Annotated in this window: 21 protein-coding genes; 7 read left to right on the top strand and 14 right to left on the bottom strand. The window is 47.8% G+C overall.

The genetic code is table 11. The features are described from left to right. Nucleotides 1-7: 7 nt before the first annotated feature. From NIES2104_RS04905 to hemB, 10 genes are all read right to left on the bottom strand, one after another. On the bottom strand, nt 8-685 hold the full coding sequence (locus NIES2104_RS04905; protein WP_192843557.1) for a Pr6Pr family membrane protein: 678 nt from the start codon (nt 683-685) through the stop codon (nt 8-10). A 5-nt stretch (nt 686-690) separates the two neighbouring features. After that, entirely contained in the window at nt 691-1,305 is a 615-nt protein-coding gene (locus tag NIES2104_RS04900; protein ID WP_058996298.1) for an SH3 domain-containing protein, read from the bottom strand. Between the two features lie 10 nt (nt 1,306-1,315). Next, nucleotides 1,316-1,831, bottom strand: coding sequence for a hypothetical protein (locus tag NIES2104_RS04895; protein ID WP_058996296.1), 516 nt, complete (start codon nt 1,829-1,831; stop codon nt 1,316-1,318). A gap of 42 nt (nt 1,832-1,873) precedes the next feature. Continuing rightward, nucleotides 1,874-2,557 (bottom strand): SH3 domain-containing protein, encoded by a 684-nt coding sequence (locus NIES2104_RS04890; RefSeq protein WP_058996294.1) that lies wholly within the window; start codon nt 2,555-2,557, stop codon nt 1,874-1,876. An 85-nt stretch (nt 2,558-2,642) separates the two neighbouring features. Next, nucleotides 2,643-3,035, bottom strand: coding sequence for a response regulator (locus tag NIES2104_RS04885; RefSeq protein ID WP_058996292.1), 393 nt, complete (start codon nt 3,033-3,035; stop codon nt 2,643-2,645). Between the two features lie 71 nt (nt 3,036-3,106). Further along, nucleotides 3,107-3,883, bottom strand: coding sequence for an aquaporin Z (aqpZ, locus tag NIES2104_RS04880; protein WP_058996290.1), 777 nt, complete (start codon nt 3,881-3,883; stop codon nt 3,107-3,109). Nucleotides 3,884-3,989: 106 nt separating this feature from the next. Continuing rightward, the gene (locus tag NIES2104_RS04875) at nt 3,990-4,355 is read right to left on the bottom strand and encodes a response regulator (protein ID WP_058996287.1); all 366 of its coding nucleotides are present in this window, start codon (nt 4,353-4,355) and stop codon (nt 3,990-3,992) included. Continuing rightward, nucleotides 4,352-7,042 (bottom strand): ATP-binding protein, encoded by a 2,691-nt coding sequence (locus NIES2104_RS04870; protein WP_058996285.1) that lies wholly within the window; start codon nt 7,040-7,042, stop codon nt 4,352-4,354. Before NIES2104_RS04870 ends, NIES2104_RS04875 begins: the two co-directional genes overlap by 4 nt. Continuing rightward, nucleotides 7,039-8,403: a response regulator gene (locus NIES2104_RS04865; protein WP_058996283.1), complete on the bottom strand. Its 1,365-nt coding sequence runs from the start codon at nt 8,401-8,403 to the stop codon at nt 7,039-7,041. Before NIES2104_RS04865 ends, NIES2104_RS04870 begins: the two co-directional genes overlap by 4 nt. A gap of 176 nt (nt 8,404-8,579) precedes the next feature. After that, nucleotides 8,580-9,563, bottom strand: a complete 984-nt coding sequence (gene hemB / locus NIES2104_RS04860; protein ID WP_058996279.1) for a porphobilinogen synthase — start codon at nt 9,561-9,563, stop codon at nt 8,580-8,582. A gap of 158 nt (nt 9,564-9,721) precedes the next feature. Here hemB and NIES2104_RS04855 point away from each other — a divergent pair, with 158 nt between their 5' ends. From NIES2104_RS04855 to psb35, 4 genes are all read left to right on the top strand, one after another. Continuing rightward, nucleotides 9,722-10,864 carry an FIST signal transduction protein gene (locus tag NIES2104_RS04855; RefSeq protein WP_059001568.1) on the top strand — a complete coding sequence of 381 codons (1,143 nt, stop codon included), beginning with the start codon at nt 9,722-9,724 and terminating at the stop codon, nt 10,862-10,864. Between the two features lie 2 nt (nt 10,865-10,866). Further along, the gene (locus NIES2104_RS04850; RefSeq protein ID WP_058996277.1) at nt 10,867-11,892 is read left to right on the top strand and encodes a sensor histidine kinase; all 1,026 of its coding nucleotides are present in this window, start codon (nt 10,867-10,869) and stop codon (nt 11,890-11,892) included. Nucleotides 11,893-12,225: 333 nt separating this feature from the next. Further along, complete coding sequence (locus NIES2104_RS04845; protein WP_058996275.1) at nt 12,226-14,517, top strand: transglycosylase domain-containing protein; 2,292 nt, start codon at nt 12,226-12,228, stop codon at nt 14,515-14,517. A gap of 105 nt (nt 14,518-14,622) precedes the next feature. Next, on the top strand, nt 14,623-14,826 hold the full coding sequence (gene psb35 / locus NIES2104_RS04840) for a photosystem II assembly protein Psb35 (RefSeq protein ID WP_058996274.1): 204 nt from the start codon (nt 14,623-14,625) through the stop codon (nt 14,824-14,826). 155 nt (nt 14,827-14,981) lie between these two features. On the opposite strand, the gene NIES2104_RS04835 is transcribed toward psb35, so the two are convergent. After that, on the bottom strand, nt 14,982-17,045 hold the full coding sequence (locus NIES2104_RS04835) for a PAS domain-containing protein (protein WP_058996273.1): 2,064 nt from the start codon (nt 17,043-17,045) through the stop codon (nt 14,982-14,984). A gap of 81 nt (nt 17,046-17,126) precedes the next feature. After that, complete coding sequence (locus NIES2104_RS04830; RefSeq protein ID WP_058996271.1) at nt 17,127-18,377, bottom strand: folylpolyglutamate synthase/dihydrofolate synthase family protein; 1,251 nt, start codon at nt 18,375-18,377, stop codon at nt 17,127-17,129. A gap of 60 nt (nt 18,378-18,437) precedes the next feature. On the opposite strand from NIES2104_RS04830, the gene thrB reads away from it, so the two are divergent. Further along, nucleotides 18,438-19,343: a homoserine kinase gene (gene thrB / locus NIES2104_RS04825; protein ID WP_058996269.1), complete on the top strand. Its 906-nt coding sequence runs from the start codon at nt 18,438-18,440 to the stop codon at nt 19,341-19,343. Here the strand turns inward: thrB and NIES2104_RS04820 are convergent. Further along, on the bottom strand, nt 19,340-19,987 hold the full coding sequence (locus NIES2104_RS04820; RefSeq protein WP_058996267.1) for a Uma2 family endonuclease: 648 nt from the start codon (nt 19,985-19,987) through the stop codon (nt 19,340-19,342). The genes thrB and NIES2104_RS04820 overlap by 4 nt on opposite strands. 34 nt (nt 19,988-20,021) lie before the next feature. Further along, entirely contained in the window at nt 20,022-20,624 is a 603-nt protein-coding gene (locus NIES2104_RS04815) for an exopolysaccharide biosynthesis protein (protein ID WP_058996265.1), read from the bottom strand. A gap of 128 nt (nt 20,625-20,752) precedes the next feature. Between NIES2104_RS04815 and NIES2104_RS04810 the strand changes: the two genes are divergently transcribed. Then, the gene (locus NIES2104_RS04810; RefSeq protein ID WP_058996263.1) at nt 20,753-21,670 is read left to right on the top strand and encodes an NAD-dependent epimerase/dehydratase family protein; all 918 of its coding nucleotides are present in this window, start codon (nt 20,753-20,755) and stop codon (nt 21,668-21,670) included. An 83-nt stretch (nt 21,671-21,753) separates the two neighbouring features. After that, complete coding sequence (locus NIES2104_RS31245; protein WP_058996261.1) at nt 21,754-22,587, top strand: Ycf66 family protein; 834 nt, start codon at nt 21,754-21,756, stop codon at nt 22,585-22,587. The last annotated feature ends 20 nt before the right edge of the window (nt 22,588-22,607 follow it).

The following is a 22,607-nucleotide window of genomic DNA, read 5'->3' as shown; positions in this document are numbered from 1 at the left end:
ATCTTCTCTAGGTGAGCGTCTTTTCTGAACGGAACGATCGAGCAATTCCAATCAACACAGCCCCCACCACACAGAATCCAACAAACAGCATCACCACATTCAGAAAAACCTGCGGATAGCCGAGTTTGTTCGCTTCTAGAAATGGATACGGGTACCAGTTGAAAATCGCGCCGCGAATCAACGCTACGACCAAATAAACCAGCGGATAGATTAACCATTTCGGCAAATCGCGCCATTGTAAAGCTGCTTTCGGCACAAACAAAAACCAAAACACAACATACAAAATCGGGGAAACATCATGCAGCATGCGATCTGCGACTAGTTGCCACCCTTGTGGATTCCAAATGTGCCGCAGTAATAGCGAATAAGCAATCCCCACCACGATAATGTAAAGTGCGATCGCGCTTCTCACACTTGGATGCGAAAAGAATCGCCCCCACCGACTTCTCGGCTGCACTAGCGGAACAGTAAACGCTAGTGCTACCAAGAAATTCGTCAGAATCGTGAAGTAACCGAAGTATCTAGCAATGCCCACCCACAGACTTAAGCCGCGATCGAGCGAAAGTGCGATCGAGAGATAGAACTGTAGCCCTAAAGATAGCCACATCAAAACTGCGCCGATCGTGGCATAGATTCGCTCTCTAGAAGTCGATCGAGTGGAACTCAAGCGATGTTCAGTACTCATGAGTTCTAGAATTTAGTTAATGCAGTTCTGCCATGATCAACGCCAGAAGCCCGACAAACGGCGGATTGCAGTTGTTGATTGTTCAGCAAAAGCTGACATTCTCCAGTGGTTGGAATGCGCCCGTTGGTTCTTAGTGATTCAAATCCAGTCAGACTAACTCGAATCAAAGAGCCGGAATTACTGTAGACCGTTCCATAGTAAACGGTCGAAAAAGGACGGATGTTTTCACCACGAGCCGCAAATAACACCGTTGCGTTGTCACCGTTCATTTTTACTTCTACGCTTCCGTTGCCTTTAAATCTGGCATTATCAATCCTGCCGATCGCGTCGTAAGTCGGTTGTGCGCCGCCGGAGGTTCCGACCGGTTTGACAAACGAAGAAGAAACCCAACCCTCAACAGGTCCCGTCACCACATACGACCAGCCGTTTTGCTGCTTGATGCGGTTGCCCTGTACGCCTCGATTCCAAACAGTGATGACTCCATAATTCAAACCTGCACCGGATCGAACATTCACCGCATCACCTGTGATTTCAACCGTTTCTGAGCGGGCAGGGGAAACTGTTGCAACGACTGCGATCGCTGCCGAACAAAGCGCGATCGACCAATTTCTAGTATTCATTATGATCTCCTTATCGACGAATATCTGGACAAACGAATTCTTGTTCAACAGCACTCAGAGTGAGTGCCTGATTTTCATTAGAGCGATCGAGGCTGCGCTGAGCTTGCAATGTCGTATTACTTAAGCTGGTAATTCTCATGGTGTAGGCTTGTCGCCCATCTTCTTTCACTCGCAGAATGTCGGGTGATTGCTTATTAATCGTCCAAGTCGCAATCCGATAGGGTTCACCGCACGAGGTTTGCAACAGTGTTCCATTTGGCAAGAACACATAAATGCTACCGGGTGCAGGAGTGGAAGGCGCTTTTGTGACTCGCCAGACTCGGCTGAACAATGGGGTTAAATCCCGACCCGTTCTAGTGGGTGAAGTCGCAGCCGGAGGCTGAGGAGTAACAGGTGCAGTTGGGGATTGAATTGGAGTCGCTGGAGAAGTCGCAACCTGCGGATTTTCAGCATTTGATGTCTGAGAACAAGCAGACAGACTAATCAATACAACACCAAGACTGGGCAGTAAAAAAGATTTCATCATTTCGATTCCTGAGTATCGTTCAATCGGTTAAGGAAACAGCGCTTAACTTCGAGCGCTACCGGGATTACCGTCTAACACTTTGATATAGGAACCCGACACCCAGCCTTCTACTCGTCCCATAACGATGTAGTACCAGCTTCCTTGCTGCTGGATAATTTTGGCTTGAGTTCCTTTCGGAATGGTTCCGCGCACTTGAGAAGTGGTATCGGGAGCCGATCGTACATTCAATCCATCGACAATCACTTCTGCCGTTTTTGCCTCAGTGACAGGCTTTGGATTCGATACAGTGCTACCGGGATTACCGTCTAACACTTTGATGTAGGAACCTGAAACCCAGCCTTCTACTCGTCCCATGACGATGTAGTACCAGCTTCCTTGCTGTTGAATAATTTTAGCTTGAGTTCCTTTCGGAATGGTTCCGCGCACTTGAGAAGTGGTATCGGGAGCCGATCGTACATTTAATCCATCCACAACCACTTCGGCTGTTTTTGCTTCAGTAACCGGAGTCGGTTTCGCTGAAGTTGTCGGCTTTTCAGGTTCAGGAGAGGGCTTTTCAACCGTCGGCGAAGTTGTCGGCTGAACCGTTTGAGAAGGTTCAGGGCTGACCACAGGCGGCTGAATCGCAGGCGATGGAGATGTCCCGGTTGAATTGGCTGTATTATTCGAGCAGGCACTGACAATCAGACTCAATAGAAATAAGAGACTGAGTGACCACTTTGTATTCATCTGGTTTAAATTTCGCTAAAGTAGAGCGTCCTAGTTGTCCAAACAGTAGAACAAAAAAATAAGAATTCGATAAGGATGCTAGTGTTTATTGCGATCGCGTTAACGCTTGAGCAATCTGATCGGGAAGTGCCACCGGATCGAACGGTTTCGCGATCGCATCAATCACACTCAGTTTCTGGAGTTGCTGCGGTGAATACCAGCGAGCTTGCACGGTTAATAGAATTACTGGAATGGTTTGGGTCAGACACGATGCCCGGAGTCGTTGCAGAAACGTAACGGCATCCATTCCGGGCATCAAAATATCGAGCAAAATCACATCCGGATGCTCTGAGCCTAACCAGTTCAAAGCTTCTTGAGCCGAGGCAACCGTTTTCACTTTCCAACCTGCAAGGTCGCTCAAGCAAGCCTGTACAATTTCTCGAATACTTGCGTCATCGTCAATCAGTAACACAGATTGACTGGGAACGATAACAGCCATTGCTCTACTCGATGAAGAGCGGGATAGAGTTGCGATCGACAGAACTCTATCCCGCAATGTTCAGAATGTCCCTACACGGTTTCGCGCATCCGTTCGATTTCAGACACCTCAGATTCGCCAAACAGTGCAGTATAGACATACCCTGCAATCACCGCACCTAAAATGGGTGCGACCCAGAACAACCACACCTGCCCCAACAGTTCACCGCCGACAAACACTGCCGGACCCAAGCTTCGAGCCGGATTCACTGAAGTATTGGTGATCGGAATGCTGATTAAGTGAATCAGCGTGAGAGCAAGCCCGATCGATACAGGTGCAAATGATCCTGCTGCCCGTCGATCGGTCGAACCCAAAATAATCATCAAGAAGAAGAACGTTAACAGCACTTCCGCAAGGAAACAAGCCCCCAACGAATAGCCGCCCGGAGAATGAGCACCAAAACCATTCGTCGCCAGCGGATTTCCGCCAGCTAAGCTAAATCCAGGTTTACCGGATGCAATAATATATAGCGCTCCTGCGGCTGCAATTCCGCCTAGCACCTGTGCCACGATGTATGCGAGTAGGTCTGTTCCGCCCCGAAACCGCTTTGCAACAAACAATCCAAACGAGACGGCTGGATTGAAATGTCCACCAGAGATGCCACCGACCGCAAACGCCATCGTTAACACCGTTAAACCAAAGGCAAGCGACACCCCGACTAGTCCAATCCCCAGCGGAAATAAGGTGTTGTCGCCCACTTTTGCTGCATCTGCGGTGAATGCTGCGGCTAACACTGCACTCCCACACCCGCCAAAGACCAGCCAGAAGGTTCCAAAAAATTCGGCAAAACAACGTTTCATCAGAGGCATATTGAAGGCTCCTTGTATCGAGAACTCTGTCACTCAGACAGATAAACGATGAGTTAATCAACTCACGACCTGAAGATACAAGAAGAATATAAGAAACTGATAAGGTCTAAAAATCCCAGCCTAAATATTCAGCAATTTGTGAGCAGATTAGCGTGGGGTTAAAAGGTTTGGTAATCACCCCTGCGATCGCTAATTGAGCAAATCGCGATCGATCTTCGGGCAGCACTTTTGCCGTGAGGAGAATTGTCGGAATCGCCAACGGCTTGAGCAATTCATAACACTCAAAACCGTCCATATCCGGCATCGAAACATCTAAGAGAATGGCATCGATCGCTTCGGTTTTCGCGATTGAAATACCATCTCGACCGGATGCAGCAGCGATCGTTTCCCACTCACCTAAATCTTCAAGGCAAGCACAAGCTAGTTCTCGAATGCTGTCTTCGTCATCAATCACTAAAATTCGCCTGGTCATGATGCGTCTCCAGTTCGATTGGGCAGGGTGAAACAAAAAGTGCTGCCTTGTCCTAGAATACTTTCTGCCCAAATATTCCCACCGTGTTGCTCCACAATACTTTGACAAATGGCGAGTCCTAATCCGGTTCCTCCTTTTTGGCGCGAATCTGAGACATCGACTTGCTGAAACCGCCCAAAAATCGTTTCGAGTTTGTCGATCGGGATGCCGCGCCCGTGGTCTTTCACTTGAAACAGAATGGCATCGGGTTGAGCCTGAGCGGAGATTGTAACCGTACTATTTGGAGGTGAGAATTTGATCGCGTTGCTCAGAAGATTCGTTAACGTTTGAATGATGGTATCTGGAGCCGCCCAGACTTGAAGTTTTGTAGAGTCGATCGACAATCTGACCGCATTTTGCTCCGCGATCGCGCTAATTCCTTCAACCGCTTTTTGAATCAACTCCTGAGCATTGCAGCGTTCTTTAACCAATTCGACTTTGCCGGAATCGAGCCGCTCTAAGTCGAGAATGTCATTGACTAATCGCACTAAGCGATCGCTATTAATGACAGCAATATCTAACATCCGTTTCGCTTTTTCGGGTCGCTGATCGTAAACTCCGGATGCAAGCAAACCTAAACAGCCCTGAATCGCGGTTAATGGCGTTCGGAGTTCGTGACTCACTACTGAAATAAACTCATTCTTTAAATGCTCAATGCGATGACGATCGCTAATATCTCGCACCATGACTAAAATGCGATCGCCCATACTAATCACTCGCACTTCTTCATAGCGCAACGTGTTCGATAGCTGTAACTGCTGCTCATAGGCAACCATTTCGCCCGATTCGCGAGCTTGTTGAATCGCTCTGATTCTAGCTTGAGCGAGATCCGGCGGTAGTAATTGAAATGAGCTTTTACCGATCGCTTCTAATTTTGGATAGAGCGTTGGCTGATTCTCACTCTCGATCACATCAAGGCAAGTTCCGTCAGCACTCATCCAAATAATTAAATCGGGTATTGCTTTGAGAATTTGCTTTTTAGTCGCTTCACTTTCGGCTAGGGCTTGTTCGGCTTGTTTGCGGGCGGTATTGTCGATCGCAACTCCGGTGACAATCCAGCCTGTTTCATCTCGACGGAACCGAACGGAATCGAGAATCCAGCGAATCGTTCCATCTTTGTGATAGAACCGATACTCAGTTGAGAATGATCCTTCATCGGATTGTGGCGGCATCTTTGACAGGATTAAATCTCGATCGTCTGGATGAATCTGCGATCGCCAAAGTGACTCATCTCGCATAAATTCTTCTGCACTATAGCCAAATACATCCGCGTTACTGGGAGAAAAGTATTCATAGTGGATTTGTCCTTGTTCTGTGATGCGAAATCGACAAATCGCGGTGATCGTGCTGCTGAGAATGTCATTTAATCGGGTTTGAGTTCGATCAAAAGATTGTTGTAGTCGATCTGCCATGCGCTGAAACGATCGATTTAACACTTGTAGTTCTGCAATAGAGCTTCGCTGCTCGATCGTTTCGTTCCAGTCGCCATTTGAAAGTGCAAGACTGACCTGTCCGAGATATTGAATCGGTCGAACGATCGATCGGGTTAGCCACAATCCAATCAGAATCGAACTCAGTAACGCTCCAAGACTCAGGAGTATCGTTGTCTGTGTGTTCGCGTGGATTTGATCGGTAAAGTCCGATTCGGGCACCAGTACCAACATTAACCAATCAATTCCACGCGGATCAGCGATCGGGATTGTTTGCAGAAAATAGTTCGATCGACCGAATTTTGTGATGAATTGCTGCGGTTGACGAATGTTTTCTAGTTTGCCGTTGTGCTGTTGTAGATAAGCGGTACTTGCTCTGAGGAGGGGAAGATCTGACTCAAATGCAGAACGGCGCTGAGGTCTTCCATTGGTAATAAACGGCTCTTTTGTAGTTGAGGATGCGACAAATAAGCCATTGCGCTCGATGATAAAAACTTGTCCCGATCGACCAATTTTCAGCGTTCTTAGATACTCACTCATGTCTGAAAGCACGAGCGAAGTTCCCAGCACAGAGCGCAGTTTTCCATCCGCATCGTAGATAGGTAGCGCTGCATTTGTACTAATCACAGGAGCAGCTTTCCAAGCAAAAATCGGACTCCAGACCGCTTGTTTCGCTCGAATTGCAGTTTGATACCACGGGCGATCGCGTGGATCAAAGGCTCCGGGAGATGCCAAAGGTTGCCCCCGACGACAGTTTTGATCGAGTGCTACAGCTTGAATTGCTGAACTAATTGCGTTTTGACGATCGTGAACTGCAAGCTGTCCGGTTGCTTGGCGCACAATCCCAAGAAAATTTCCGTTTGGTTCACTTAGATGAGTGGCTGTCACCTTTGGATAAAGCTGAAGCTGACGACAAAGATACTGTTCTAACTCAGCCCGATTTGGAGAATTGAGCGCTAACGCATTCGCATGATTTGCATTGACTAAATGTGCAGTTTCTAGATAGGCGCGAATGTGAGTTTCAGCCCGCTGCTCGACTTCTTGAATCAGTTGATTTGCCAGGTCGTGTACCGATCGCTGTCCATTTTGCCAAGATAAATATCCCACCAGTCCACTCGTGCCCACTGTTAGCAGCACAAAAGGAATCGTCAACACGAGACGCAGCGGAATTTCCAGGCTGCGAGTCTTTTTGCCTTGAATCGATCGTAGAAGCATCATGATTGAATCGCTTGAAGTCGCGATCGATCAATTCGACTCATCACCCGTGGCACAAATTCCGGCTGAATCAATGACTTACGAATAAAATCATCGGCTCCAGCGGCAAACGCTTGCTGAATCGATCGAGCATCGGTATGTGCTGTCACCATCAAAATCGGTAGATGTCGCCAGCGATCGTGTTGTCGGACGTCTCGACAGAGTTCAGCCCCGTTCAAATTTGGCATTTCTAAATCCATGACGAGCACATCAGGCTGAGTCATCGAAAGCGTTTGCCAGAATTTTTCTGGATGTTGTACGCTCGTCACTTGCAGCCCGCATGAACACAGCAGATCTGATAACAGATTGAGCGTGACTGCATCGTCATCGACTAACATCACTTTCGCCGCCTGTGTTTGAGGAGGTTGAGTAACGTTGATTTGAGTCGGAGGTTTCGTAAGTTCTTGCTTTAACTGAGCGATTAAGGGTGTAATCTGCGATCGCGATCGTTCTTCAATCAGTAAATGTTCGATGGATCGAGCGATCTTCGATCCGATTTCATATCCGAATGAACCTAACGCACCCGCAAGTTTATGAGCTTCTTGTGCTGCCTTGGATGGATTGAATTGAATGTCTTGTTCTAATCGATCGACGCGGCTAGCAAACGTCTTTTGATAACGTGCAAGTACGGTTTGAATTGCAGAAGACTCAGGACTTCTCAGCCGATATCCCATACCGTAAACCGTTTCGAGCAAATCTGTCTGCATTCCAGCAGTTTTGAGCTTGCGCCGCAGATCCTTGATTAGATTTGTCACTGTGCCTTCACCCGGACAGGCATCGATCGACCATAAGCGATCGATAATTTCACTCCGACTAAAAGTTCGCTGTGGATTCCTTAAAAAGAGCGTCAGCAAACTATATTCTTTCGGAGATAACGCTAGAGGCTGCTCAGCATAAAGCACTTGAGCTGATTCTAAGTTCACCTGCAACGCGCCCCAAGTTAACACAGTCGGAGCTAACTTTGTTTCTCCTCGCCGCAGTAGCGCCCGAATACGGGCTAATAGTTCTGATAACTCAAACGGTTTCGTGAGGTAATCATCGGCTCCAGCATCTAGACCTTTTACGATGTCAGCGCTCGAATCTTTTGCGGTCAATAACAGAATCGGTTTTTGAAACTGCTGCGATCGTAATTGTTGACAAAGCGCAATGCCATCGATTCGAGGAATCAGCAAATCCAATAAAACGAGATCGTATTCCCAATCTGTTGCAAGTGTTAATCCGGTTTGTCCATCGGTCGCAACATCAATTGTGTAATGATGCGCCGTCAAAGTCTCTGAAAGTAACTCTACGATCGCTGAATCATCTTCAATCAATAAGATTTTCATAGCTATAGGGATGCTTTCTCGATCTTTGAGTAATCTCTTGTAGCAGTTTTTACGACTCTATTTTGTATCTTTTTAGGCAGCATCTACCGACAGACAGACGTAAACACGCACCAGATTAGTAATAGAAAAGCATCGATCGAGTGATATCGATCGATGCTTCAGATTGTTTTAATCAATTAGCTGTTTAACCATCGCGCTGCATCTTTCGCGTGATACGTCAGAATCAAATCGGCTCCCGCCCGTTTGAAACCGAGTAGCGTTTCCATCACGACTCGTTCTTCATCGATCCAGCCATTGAGTGCCGCTGCTTTTACCATCGCGTATTCACCTGACACGTTATAAGCCGCGACAGGCAGGTTTGAAGCTTGCTTCACTTGGTGAATGATGTCCATGTATGCCAAAGCAGGCTTCACCATCAGCATGTCTGCACCTTCAGCAATGTCCAACTCGATTTCTTTGATTGCTTCGCGGGCATTTCCAGGGTCCATCTGATAGGTGCGTCGATCGCCAAATTGCGGAGTCGAATCTGCCGCATCTCGGAACGGACCATAATAAGCCGACGCATATTTCGCTGCATAAGACAGGATTGGAATATCTTGGAAGCCCGCTTCATCGAGTCCTTCGCGAATGGCAGCGACAAAGCCATCCATCATTCCAGACGGTGCAATGATATCGGCTCCCGCTTTCGCTTGAGAAACCGCAGTCTTCTTCAACAGTTCTAGCGTGGGATCATTCAACACTCGTCCGGTTAGATCCCCGACTTCTAGATAGCCACAGTGACCGTGTGAAGTGTACTCACACAAGCAAGTATCCGCAATGACGATTAATTCTGGAACCGCTTCTTTGACGGCGGTTGCTGCTTTCTGCACAATCCCGCAATCGTGCCAAGCTCCGGTTGCCTCCACATCCTTGTCATCGGGAATCCCGAACAAAATGATCGAGGGAATGCCGAGATCATAGACCTGCTTTGCTTCCTCGACGATTTTATCGATCGATAACTGATACACTCCTGGCATCGATCGCACTTCATTCGCGATGCTTTCACCCGGTACGGCAAACAAAGGATAAATCAAATCACTCGTGGTTAAAACATTTTCGCGCACCATGCGGCGCAGTTGAGGATGGTTGCGAAGCCGACGAGGGCGATGGGTTGGAAACATAGGACTGTCAAAGCTTGGGTAAAATTTGGAGATTCTTTACAAGTCTAGAACGCCGCTGGATCGGAACGGTTCAAGATTACAAAGTGTTAAAAAAACTGTTGAGTTACAAGCTGCGATCGGGAACGTTAAACTCAGTTTTATGCCCCCGGAAATTTAAGATGCTGAAAGCCGTTTTTGGACATAGTGACGATCCGGATTCAAACAGCGCGATCGCAGAAGTTATTACTCAATGTCAAGCACAACTCAATGGATTGACTCCTCAAGCTGGACTCCTGTTTGCTGCCTACGACTTTGATCACGCGCTGATTCTCCAAACCATTGATCAAGCTTTTCCAAATCTAGAATTGATTGGCTGCACGAGCGATGCTGAGATTTCTGATACGTTGCGATTTCAGCAAGACTCGATCGTCCTAACACTCTTTTGCTCAGACGAAATCGAAATTCGAGCGGGAGTTGGACGAAACATGAGTCAGGATATGAAAGCCGCCGCTCAAAGTGCGGTTGATCAAGCAAAAAGCGATCGACTCGCTCGCCTCTGTATTGCGGTTCCAGATGGATTAAGTGGCGATGGTGTGGTTGTTTTAGAAGGGCTGCAATCGGTACTAGGACAGCATTTTCCCATCTTTGGAGGAATGGCAACCGACGATTATCGTTTTGAAGCAACCTATCAATTTTATAAAACTGAAGTGCTGACAGATTCCGTCCCGATCCTGCTGTTTTACGGTGAGACGCTGAAATTTTCGCATGGCGTGTCGAGTGGATGGCAACCGATTAGCACTGCTGGACAAGTGACTCAGGCACAAGGACACGAGATTTATACGATCGATAATCAGCCTGCTCTAGCCTTCTACAAGCAGCAACTAGGCGGTTTAGATCCCGTTCCTGAGCATCCTCTCGCTGTGTTTGATCCAGAAGATACCACCTTTTACTTACGGGCATCTCGCGCTGATTCAACAGGTGAAGTCGTGAACTGTCTAGCAAGTGTTCCTGAAGGTTCGCTCGTTCAAGTCAGCACAGCCAGCCACGATCAGATTTTGACAGCTTCTAAGATTTCGACCACTCAAGCCATGCAGAACTATCCCGGTCGCAACCCGCACATTGCTCTAATTTTTAGCTGTGTTTGTCGCTTCAAAATCCTCGGTAGTCGGGTACGAGATGAGTACGAATTGATTCGATCGGCTCTCCCTGACACGATGAGTTGCGCTGGATTCTACACGTACGGGGAGCTTTCACCTTTAAGCGAATTTGGTCAGAGTCGGGTGCATAATCATACGCTTGTGACGCTCGTTCTAGGAACTTGATCATGGAACTCACCGAGCTTCAAGATCGCATTCAGCAGCTTGAAAAAGAAAATCGCATCTTGCAGAAAAAATTGCAGCGATCGCAAGCGAGTCGGATTGAATTAGAACTGATCAACGATCGCAAAGAAGCACTGTTGAGAACGACGATCGAGGATTTGCAAGCGTCTCGTACCACCATTCAGAACAATCACGAAAAACTCCAGCATCAAGCACAAGAGCTAGAGCGAACATTGTCCGAACTCAAATGGACTCAGGCGCAACTCGTTCAAAGCGAAAAGATGTCGGGTCTGGGTCAATTAGTCGCGGGAGTTGCCCATGAGATTAATAACCCGATTAATTTCATTTATGGGAATTTGCTACACGCTCGACAGTATGCACACAGCTTAATGCAACTCATTCAAGCGTATCAATCTCAAGCCCCGATCGACGAAATTAATACCCTGATCGAAGACATTGATCTTCCCTTTGTCCTGGAAGATTTTTTGCACGTTCTACGATCGATGCAAACCGGAGCCGAACGCATCGAAGAAATTGTCGGATTGCTGAGAACCTTTTCCCGCCTTGATGAAGCTGAACTCAAGGTCGTCGATTTGCATGAAGGCTTAGATAGTACGTTGATGATTTTGGGATCGCGCTTGAACTCCAAGATTGAGGTGATTAAACACTATGGAGAATTGCCAAAAATTGAATGTTACGCGTCAGCATTCAACCAAGTTCTACTGAATTTGCTCAGTAATGCGATCGATGCACTCAAACATCGTGATCACCCCAAAATCATGATTCGCACCTCCGCAACACCTCATCAGATCCAAATCGAAATCACCGATAACGGAATCGGAATTCCTCAGCACCTTCAGGCGAAGATTTTTGATCCATTTTTTACAACAAAACCGATTGGTCAAGGCACTGGATTAGGATTATCGATCGCTTATCAAATTATCACCGAACAGCATCACGGCAGATTGCAGTGTGAATCGGTCGTGAACCAAGGCACCACTTTTTGGATCGAATTGCCTTTGTCTGATTAAAAAATCGATTTTACGATCGTGAACGATGCTCCGGATGACGAACCGCAAGTGAGAAAATCTGAGGGGTGCGATCGCAAACTCGATAAAGTCTTGTAAACTAAACCTCAGTAATTCTACGAATTGTGAAATGTTTTCTGTTTCCGCAGCAGAATTCATTCCACTTTTACACATACGGTTGACTCGGAAACCGCTTTCCGTCAATCTAGCGAAGGTTAAAGCCTGATTCTCGCGGATAACTAGCATCTTTGTGTGTGAGGCACGAATGTGGCGAAGAGTAGCTCGAAGCGCAGTAAACCCATTCAGAATGATCACTCCCCAACAGGGTTGGACTCCATGACAGACGGAACCGACGGAAAGAAACGCCCGACTAAACCGCGGCGAGAACGGTCACAGCGCAGGGTCGCAAAGCTGATGGAGCATCCACGCTTAGCAGGATTCCGGAGTTGGCTCGATGGAGCGACCGCCCGACTGCAAGCCCTTGAACAGAAAATTCCCGCACCGCTGAAAACGAAGAAGGCACGCAATTGGATCGTTGCGGGCAGTGTGGTGGTAATCGGCGCAACGGCGATTCGAGCGGCATCGATCGAAATTGATCAAGGCTTGCCAGATGCGGCTGAACTCAAGACGTTTGCTCGTCCCGGAACGGTGACGATTCGCGCTTCAGATGGAACAGTGCTGCACCAGTTGGGTCCGGCGACTAGAGAACGATTGGCGATCGACAAAATGCCCAATCGCTTAGTTCAAGCCTTTGTCGCTTCTGAAGATCGGCGATTCTATGATCACAACGGTCTCGATTTTCAGGGGATCGGACGCGCTGTATTTCGGAACTTGACTTCTCGCGATGTAGTCGAAGGGGGAAGCACAATCACGCAGCAATTGTCGCGGATTGTGTTTCTCGATCAAGACGATCGCAGTATGGGGCGAAAAGTCCGAGAAGCGTTGATCGCTCAGAAGCTCGAACGCAATGTCGATAAGAAGCAGATTCTAGAGAAATATCTCAATTTTGTGTACCTCGGCTCGAATGCGTATGGAGTGGCAGACGCGGCTTGGATTTATTTCAGCAAGTCGGTGGATCAACTGACGCTTGGGGAAATGGCAACGATCGCAGGATTGCCCCCGGCTCCGAGCTTATATTCTCCGCTGGTCAGTTTAGAGAAGGCACAAGAGCGGCGCAATGTCGTACTCGATAAAATGGTCGTCGCTGGCTACATTACCGAAATCGAATCGCAAGCGGCACAAGCTGAAAAATTAGCCGTAAAGCCGAGTACACCGAAGAATATTCAGAGCGCTGCGCCCTATTTCACTTATTACGTGCAGCAAGAGCTTGAAAAACTCGTGCCAAAAGACAAAATTGCAGCAGGAGGAGTCACGGTTGAGACGACTTTGAATGCAAAATGGCAGAAAGCAGCAGATAAAGCGATTCGAGACGCAATCACCGTCGATGGCAATGCTGAAGGATTCAAGCAAGCGGCTTTAGTTGCGATCGATCCGCGTAACGGTGAAATTCGATCGATGGTCGGCGGCTACGATTTTTACAAAGAAAGCCAATTCAACCGAGCGACTCAAGCCCAACGACAACCGGGATCGACCTTCAAACCATTTGTGTATGCAACCGCTGTAGGAGCCGGATTTTCTCCGAATCGCTCTTACCTTGATGAGCGATTTATGGTCGATGGCTATCAGCCGAAGAATTACGGCAATAAATATTCAGGCTGGCAAAGTATGAAATCGGCACTCACCAAATCGATTAATACCGTTGCTGTTAAAGTGCTGATCGATGTTGGATTTGAGCCAGTGATTAAACTTGCTCGCAGTATGGGCATCGGCTCGAAAATGGAGCCAACTTACTCGCTGGCACTCGGTGCCTATGAAGTAAATCCGCTGGAATTAACAAGCGCTTACGGTGTGTTTGCGACGCAAGGGAATCACGTTAAGCCTCATGCCATTCGTCGCGTCATCGATCGTAATGGAAAAGTCCTTTACGATTCTAACTACAAGCCCAAGCGCGTTTTAGACGCAGATACGGCAACGATCACGAACTGGATGATGCGGGAAGTAGTCAGCGAGGGAACCGGGCGACCTGCACAAATCGATCGACCCGTTGCCGGAAAAACGGGAACCTCTGAAAATGCCCGTGATCTCTGGTTTATCGGCTACATTCCCCAACTGGTGACGGGAGTTTGGCTCGGAAACGATGACAATTCACCGACTTGGGGAAGTAGTGGAACGGCGGCTTACACTTGGCATCAATTCATGAAAGAAGCGGTTCAAGGAATGCCCGTTCAGAAATTTGCGGAACTGCCGGACAATATCGAAGACCGTAAAGGCACGATCAAGCCGCAACCTGTGAAACCGAATCGGACTCGATCGCTTGGTCAAGGTTCCGATCCAGTTGAAGAACCTCGCAGACAGCGATATTACGAAGAGCCTGCGCCTGAACCCGCCTACTCTGAACCGCCTCGCTATTCTGAGCCTGCTCCCGCTCCCGCTCCAGAACCCCCGGCTGCGGCTACCCCTCCGGAACCCGTCCCTGCTCCAGAGCCTGCTGCTCCTAGCGCTCCGGCTACTCCTCCAGAGCCTGCTCCCCCCGCTGCGGCTGATCCCCTTCCTCCCCCTGGGAACTAGGGAATATTACCCGGTTCTAAGTTCACAATCGGACTGCCGAAAGATGACTTGGATCAGTGTCTCTGATACTCTGGTTTCAGTAAAAAATTCACAGGAGCATTTTACATGAACCTTCTATTAGAAGTTGCAACGAAGCCCGGAATGCAGTTTCCGGCGTCTTTTACCGCTGTTTATGTCGTTGGATTTATTGCAGCCGTGACCTTCGGTTCGCTGGCTTGGTACAACTCAAAGCGCCCGGTCGGTTGGGAAGATAAAGAACGTCCCGATATCGTTCCTGAAGTCCAGAAGGAAGAAACTCCTGGTCTTTAAGTCGATCGAAGCGCTGGATATTAACCCAGGTATAAATGCTGGGGATTTTCAACAGGAGCACTCATCGCCCCAAATATAAAAACTTGTCTTCGATAAAAAACTGGTCTTGACTTCTCCAATGTGAAGCGTCGAGACCAGTTTTCTAGTTTGTGAAGCTAATCACGAACCGCCGATCGAATGGCTTTAAAAAGTTCGGTGGGTTCGATCGGTTTGGTGACGTGTGCTTGAAATCCGGCAGCAAGGGCGGCTTGTCGATCTTCTTCACGGGCGTAGGCAGTCACCGCGATCGCTGGAGTGTTCCAACCTTGAGCGCGTAACTGTCGAATCAGTTGAAAGCCGTCTTCTCCAGGCATTCCCAGATCACTAACCAAAACATTCGGCTGCATTTCTGCCAGTTTCGATCGAGCATCTTCAGCAGAATGAGCGATCGTAATTTTTGCCCCTTGTTGTTCGAGTAGAAATCCCAGAAGATCTCTCGCATCGGCTTCATCATCGACAACTAGAATCGAAAGTCCGGTGAGTTGATCGTCAGGAATGCGATCGATCGCGGCAAGTGGCGGCTGCACTGAAGTAGTGAGTAACGGTAGCTCAACGGTAAAGGTTGCACCGAGATTTTCACCGGAACTATCAACGCTGATTCGACCATGATGGCGTTCGACAATGTGACGCACGATCGCAAGTCCAAGTCCCAATCCGCCGAACTGTCGAGTGATGCTGCTGTCGGCTTGACGGAATTGCTCAAAGACGTGCGGTAAAAATTCGGGGGCGATGCCTTTTCCGGTGTCGGTTACTTGCAGCGCAATCATCGAATCTCGGCTAGAAAGCTCGATCACGATCGTGCCGTTTTCAGGAGTGAATTTTACAGCGTTGGATAAAAGGTTCCAGACAATTTGCTGAAGGCGGTTGAAGTCGCCGGAAACGTTCGTGAATGTGGAATTTAACCGGGTTTGAATTTGGATGTTTTTGGCTTGGGCAGGAAGGCGAACGGTTTCGATCGCGGCTTCGACGACAGTCACCAGGTTCACAGGTGCAAAAATCAAGGCTAATTTACCCCGTAGGATTCTGGAGACATCGAGCAGATCTTCGATCAGTTGGGATTGCAGTTTGGCGTTTCGCTCGATCGTTTCTAAGGCTTGTTGAATTTGGGTGTCGCTCATTTTGCGAGTTCTGAGCAGTCTGACCCAGCCTAAGATCGGATTGAGGGGGGAGCGTAACTCGTGGGAAACGACGGCGAGAAATTCATCTTTGATCCGGTTGGCTTTTTCTTGTTCTAGACGAGCTGCCCGTTCTCGCTCCAGTGCATTTGCACGTTGTTCGATCAGCATTTTCTGATCGTGAATGTCGGTACAAGAACCATACCACCGAATAATATTGCTGTCTGCATCGCGCAGTGGAAGAGCTTTTCCGAGATGCCAGCGGTATTCTCCGGTTTTCGCATTTCTTAAGCGATATTCAACGGTATAAGGTTCGCCGGTCCTGAGGCAATGTTGCCAAACTACGTTAGCTTTTTCAGCATCTTCACGGTAGAAGCAGTTTTGCCAGCCTTCACCGTCGGTTTCACCGGGATGTGTTCCTGTGTAGTCGTACCAGCGTTGATTAAAGTATTCGTGATATCCGTTGGGCTGTGTGATCCAAAACATTTGCGGCATTGTGTCTGCCAGCGTTTTATAAATCAGTTGGCTTTCTTCTAATGCGTCTTCTGTGTGTTTTAGTTTTGTAATATCAGTTTGTGAGCCAGTCACTCGAATCGCTCGTCCGGTAGCGTCCCAAACCGCTTGACCGCGATCGAGTACCCAAACGATCGTATCGTCGCTCCGTAAGATTCGATATTCATCGCTGTACTGTCCTGATCCTTGAGCGATGTAGCCGTGAAAATGATCGAGAACGCGATCGCGGTCTTCTGGATGCACCGTTTCGCACCAGACAGAGACGGAATCGGAAAGGGTTTCATCGGCTGCAATGCCGCGTAGTTCTTTCCAGCGATTGGACACATACCATTGATTCGTGATGATATTCCAATCCCAAAACCCGTCTCGACTGCCCTGCTCGAATCGTTCAAATCGTGCTTCAGCGTTTCGTAGGGCTGCTTCGGTTTGCTGGAGTCGCTCTAAGACTTGCGAGTAGGTTAACTTTGGCTCAGACAATTCTGCGCTCTGACCCTCAGAATAAGGGTGCAAGTAGACCTCATACGAATCGCTCGATCGAGAATGTTCCACCATAACCAGAAATAACTCCCGCACAGGGGCATTTTAATTAGACTAACTCTCTCGATAGGCAGTCACGTCTATCTTTAGGTAGACTCACGATCGCTGCTGCTTAAAAAAGTCCCCAATTAGGTAGAGCGAACCGCAAAACACCGTGAGTTCCGGTTGCCCGATCGCAGTTTTCAATGCGGTTGGAACATCTGGATAAATTTGACAGGTTCTAAGGTCTGGGCAAAGTTCTGCTGCGAGGCTGGCGAGTTCAGTTGGATCGGCGGAACTATGATCCGGTACAGGGACTAGAAAAAGTGAGTCTTGCGATCGCAATAATGCTTTGAAAATATCCGCGTGATCTTTGGTCGATAACATTCCCATAACCCATTGAATCGGGGCTTTCCCGATTTGATCCACGTATTGCCGTAACGCTTCTGCGCTTGCTGGATTGTGTGCGCCGTCAATTAGAATTCGATTTCCGTTCCAGTCATACCACTGCATCCGTCCTGCCCAAGTAGTATTTTGAATACCATTCACGATCGCATGATCAGAAATGTTCCAATTCTGCTGTCTGAGAAATTCAATTGCTGCGATCGCTAATGCAGAATTGTGTAATTGGATTTCGCCTTGTAGCGGTAACTGATACTTGAAATGATCTTTGTGTGCCCAACCGTCGATCGATCGAGCAGGTTCGGGATAAATGACGGGACAATCGAGATCGGCAATTCGTCGATCGATCACGCTCCTCGCTTCCGGTGGTAATTGTCCAATCACTGCCGGACAGTTAGATTTCAAAATTCCAGCTTTTTCAAAAGCAATCTTTGACAAAGTAGACCCTAATCGTTGCCAATGTTCTCGACTAATTGAAACAATCACGCTCACTAACGGATGTTCGATCACATTCGTTGCATCTAATCGCCCGCCTAATCCGACTTCGATCACTGCAATATCGACCTTCTGTTCTGCAAAATACAGCCACATTGCAGCAGTCAACACTTCAAACTGAGTAGGGGAACAGTTCGGATCAACTTTAGCTTGAACTTTCAAGAGCGATCGATACAACGCTTCAGGCTCGATCGATTGATTGTTGATACAAATTCGCTCAGTCCAATCGATCAAATGCGGTGAAGTATAGCGTCCCGTTCTGTAGCCTGATCCAGTCAAAATCGATGAAAGATACGCACAAACAGAACCTTTACCGTTACTGCCCGCCACATGAATCACTGGCACTTGCTCATGCGGGTTTCCCAAGTCTGTCAGTAACTTTAGACTCGCTTCTAACCCAAGATGAACTCCGAAGCGCTCATAAGATTGCAATAGCGCTTCTATTTTTTGAATCGTGTCCAAATTTGGCATGTCTGAAAATTGCGATCGTCTAACTCTACAATAGAAAACGGTTTATTGCGATCGCTGCTCATGTCTACTGTTACTGTTCGCGTTCCTGCAACGACTGCTAATCTGGGTGCAGGTTTTGATTGTGTGGGAGCTGCTCTCACACTGTATAACGAGTTCAAATTTTCCGAAATTGACACCGGATTAAAGATCACAGCAACGGGAACAGAAGCCGATCGCGTTTCTCTGGGCACAAGTAATCTGGTTTATCAGGCGTTTGTGAAATTATTCGATCGCATCGGTCGAACAGTTCCCACGATTCAACTCGATATCAAAATGGAAGTTCCACTCGCACGCGGTTTGGGAAGTTCTGCAACTGTGATCGTCGGTGGATTAGTTGGCGCGAATGAACTTGCTGGATCACCGCTATCTCAAGCTGAAATTGCAGAATTCGCCACTGAAATCGAAGGACATCCAGATAATGTTGTGCCTGCATTGATCGGAGGCTGTCGATTAGCGGCATCGGGTCTCGATCGGGCTTGGGAAATTTGCGGTTTAGCTTGGCATTCGAGCATTATCCCGATCGTGGCAATTCCGAATTTTGAACTCTCAACGGCTGAGGCTCGAAGTGTTCTACCGACGACTTATAGTCGTGCAGATGCCATCTTCAACACAGCACATTTAGGATTGTTGATTCGTGGATTAGAAAGCGGGAATGCTGACTGGTTAAAGGCAGCATTGCAAGACCGAATCCACCAACCGTATCGCGAAAAGTTGATTAAAGGCTATGACAAGGTGAGAACCGCCGCGATCGAGTCTGGTGCTTACGGCATGGTGATTAGTGGAGCCGGATCGACTGTCTTGGCATTGGCGCATCAAGAAAAGGCTGAAACGGTGAATGCTGCAATGGAAAAGGCGTGGACAGAATTAGGAATTGGAGTGCAGGTGAAAAATTTAGCGATCGACCCTCACGGCACAAGCTTGATCTAGTGAGTTTGAAACTGAGTCATGAGCCATGCAGTCACCATCGATTGATTTTCTTGACGGCAACGCTGTAAAGCTTGCTCCAAAATATCGAGCTTTAACCCAGGAAGCACGATCGATTCGCGAATTCGCCGAATACTTCCATCAGAAGCAAACGAAAACGCAAGAATTTGAGCCTTTTGGACATTCAGACTCCAATACTCAGGAATGCCTAAATCCTCATATTGCAAGCGTTTCTCACCCAAATCGTCAGACAACGATGTATCTGAAACCTCAATGACTAAGTTCGGTAGCGGATAGAGATTCAGATCAATCACTCTTGTGCCCCAAGGAATGGCATCGGCATTCTCACCAATGTAGTAGGAAAAATCGGGCTGAAACTCTTCGATTCCAGGTCTGCGAAAAGAACACCCGTCTTTAGCTGTCATTGGAATCTGACGCTGAGCCGCAAAGAAGATCAGAGCGAACCCAATGACAGCGTGATCGTTTGAGTGGTCAGAGCCGGTAGACATCGATTCAAATCTCATCCTTTTTTCATAGTAATATCCCTTGAGCTTGCTTGAAGCGGGATCATCCGCGATTTTGACAAACTCCTCCCAAGCAGCAGGAATCCACGTATTGAGCGAGATTTGAGTTTCGAGTAAAGTCATCACACTAGCTCACAAGCGATCGTTAGTCTTCATTCTACAGCCATTGATTCAGTAGTTCAGGTGCTCTCCAAAGTAAGTAAACAACGATCGCGCAAATTCCCGTAATCAATGCCGTTAATCCATAAGCGACACACATCAGTAATCCATCTGATTCGAGCATCGCAACCACAAGCAGCAATATTCCAATCGTTGGAAAAGGATTCGTAAATGGAATCGGTGCGATTAATAGAATTGCTAACCAAGTAATACACAATCCATTGAACTGCCAGATATGCGGATTTGATGCAATTCGACCGAGACGAGGGCGCGTAATTTTTTCGAGAATGCGCGTTACTCGTCCGATATTTTTTAGCAATTGACGAACGATCGCTGTTGGAAATCGAAACTGTGCGACCTTCTTAGGCAACCAGGGCGATCGTTTTCCAAGTGCCATCTGCATCCCTAACACCACACATCCAGTTCCGGGAATTCCGGTTAATCCAGGCGGCATCGGAAATAGAAACGGAATCACCAAGAGCGCAATCACGAGACAAAACCCACGTTCTGAAGTTTCTGCGAGAATTGAAGCGATCGTCAAAGGTTCTTCGGACAGTCGCTTCAGTAGAGATTCAATGTCTTGAGAAAAACGCAGGTGCATAAAGATCGAGTAAGGCGGTACCAAAATTCTGACGCAAATTTTGGCAGATCAGGTCTTTTGATTTTTCATAAGTCGGGGACGGACTCGCTCTAAGATTAGAAATTGTTGCGTAAAGAGCGATCGCGGTTATGCGAATTCTGATTATGGGCGGGACTCGATTCATCGGGGTCTATCTCACTCGGCTTTTAGTGTCAAAAGGGCATGAGGTGACGCTGTTCAATCGCGGCAATAAACCTGCTCCTACGGAAGGAGTCAAGCAAATTCAAGGCGATCGTACCAGTGCAACAGATTTGGAGCAGTTGAAATCGATCGAGTTCGATGCAATTTTCGACAATAACGGGCGCGAACTCACGGACACTCAACCCTTAGCTGAACTGTTCAAAAATCGAATTCAGCACTTTATTTATATGAGTTCGGCAGGGGTCTACCTCAAATCAGATCAGATGCCGCACGTCGAAGGGGATGCCGTTGATCCGAAAAGTCGGCACAAAGGAAAACACGAGACGGAATCTTATTTGGCTGAAGCGGGAATTCCGTTTACCTCGATTCGTCCGACTTATATTTATGGACCGCAGAACTATAACGATTTAGAAGCTTGGTTTTTCGATCGCATTGTGCGCGATCGACCTGTTCCGATTCCCGCACACGGACAGCACTTTACACAATTCGGACACGTTCAAGATCTCGCGGCAGCGATGGCAAACGTGTTGGGAAATGAAACCGCGATCGGGCAAATTTACAATGTGTCGGGCGATCGAGCCGTGACGTTTGATGGATTAGCGCGGGCTTGTGGAGACGCGATCGGTAAAGAAGTAAAAATCGTGCATTACGATCCAAAACAGTTCGATTTCGGCAAAAAGAAAGCGTTTCCGATGCGAACTCAGCATTTCTTTGCAGACGTTCACAAGGCGAAAACCGAACTGAATTGGGAGCCAGAATTTGATCTTGTTTCTGGGCTGAAAGATTCCTATCAGAACGACTATTTAAAGGTTGGACGCGATCGAGCTGAAATTGATTTTTCACTCGATGACCAAATCCTCGCTTAAATTGTGTTCTGTTAACCCTACCTTCTTGAATCGGCGGTTCAGAGTACATTGAGAGTAGTTTTTCCGAGTTGGGGGCAGCAAAAATGCTGACATATCTTTTAGCATTGGCGATCGCATTAGGTAGCTTCGGGCTGTACATGTCCGCCTTTTTTTATCCAGAAATTTATCGCAAAGGCGATCTGACGCTTTCGGGTGTGGGATTGTTTTATGCGTTGGTGCTGTGGATTTGTGCCGATCGCATTACGGGTGCAGTGTTGCTCGGACAAATCGCCAGCGTTTCTTTAATTGGCTGGTTCGGCTATCAATCGCTGACTTCCCGACTCGGCTACACGCCATCGACTTCAGAACTACGATCGAAGCTCGATGATGTCCTCGCTTCGGAAAATACCGCGAAAGTTGTGGAGCAAGGCAAGAAAACGTTTACGACCGTGAAAGATCGCGCCTCAGCCTTGTTGAATAAAGCGCCTGCAACTCCGCCTGCTGAACCGTACGAACCGCTGAGGCGCGAGGATTTTGGTAATCCGGCTCCGGAGGCAGGTAAAGCTGATGTGATGGGAAAGATTAGCGCGGTCGGAACTGCGATCGGGAGCGTATTCAAGAAGCCTGAAAAGAATAAGACGACCTACGTTCGGAAAGAATTTCGCGAAGAATCTGCTGAAACCGATGATGCTTTCAATTTTGAAGAGGACATCGTAGCGGCGGAAAAAGCGATCGAATCGAATTCTGTTGCGATCGATCAAGATGGTGCTTCAGAATCGACTTCTACAGCCGATGAGATTGTGCAAGAAGAGGTTGCGTTTGAAGCGAGTCACCCTCAAGCTGTGCCACCCCATCCGCCAACACCAGAACTGGTCGAGGCGGCAGTAGAAGATGCGGAAGAGAAAGACATTCCATCTGATCCGCCTGAGACGGTGTGATGACCGATTAGAGATTTAGA

The organism is Leptolyngbya sp. NIES-2104, from assembly GCF_001485215.1.
GTDB lineage: Bacteria > Cyanobacteriota > Cyanobacteriia > Leptolyngbyales > Leptolyngbyaceae > Leptolyngbya.
The sequence above is the reverse complement of the archived record's forward strand: the minus strand, read 5'-3'. Positions and strand labels throughout refer to the sequence as shown.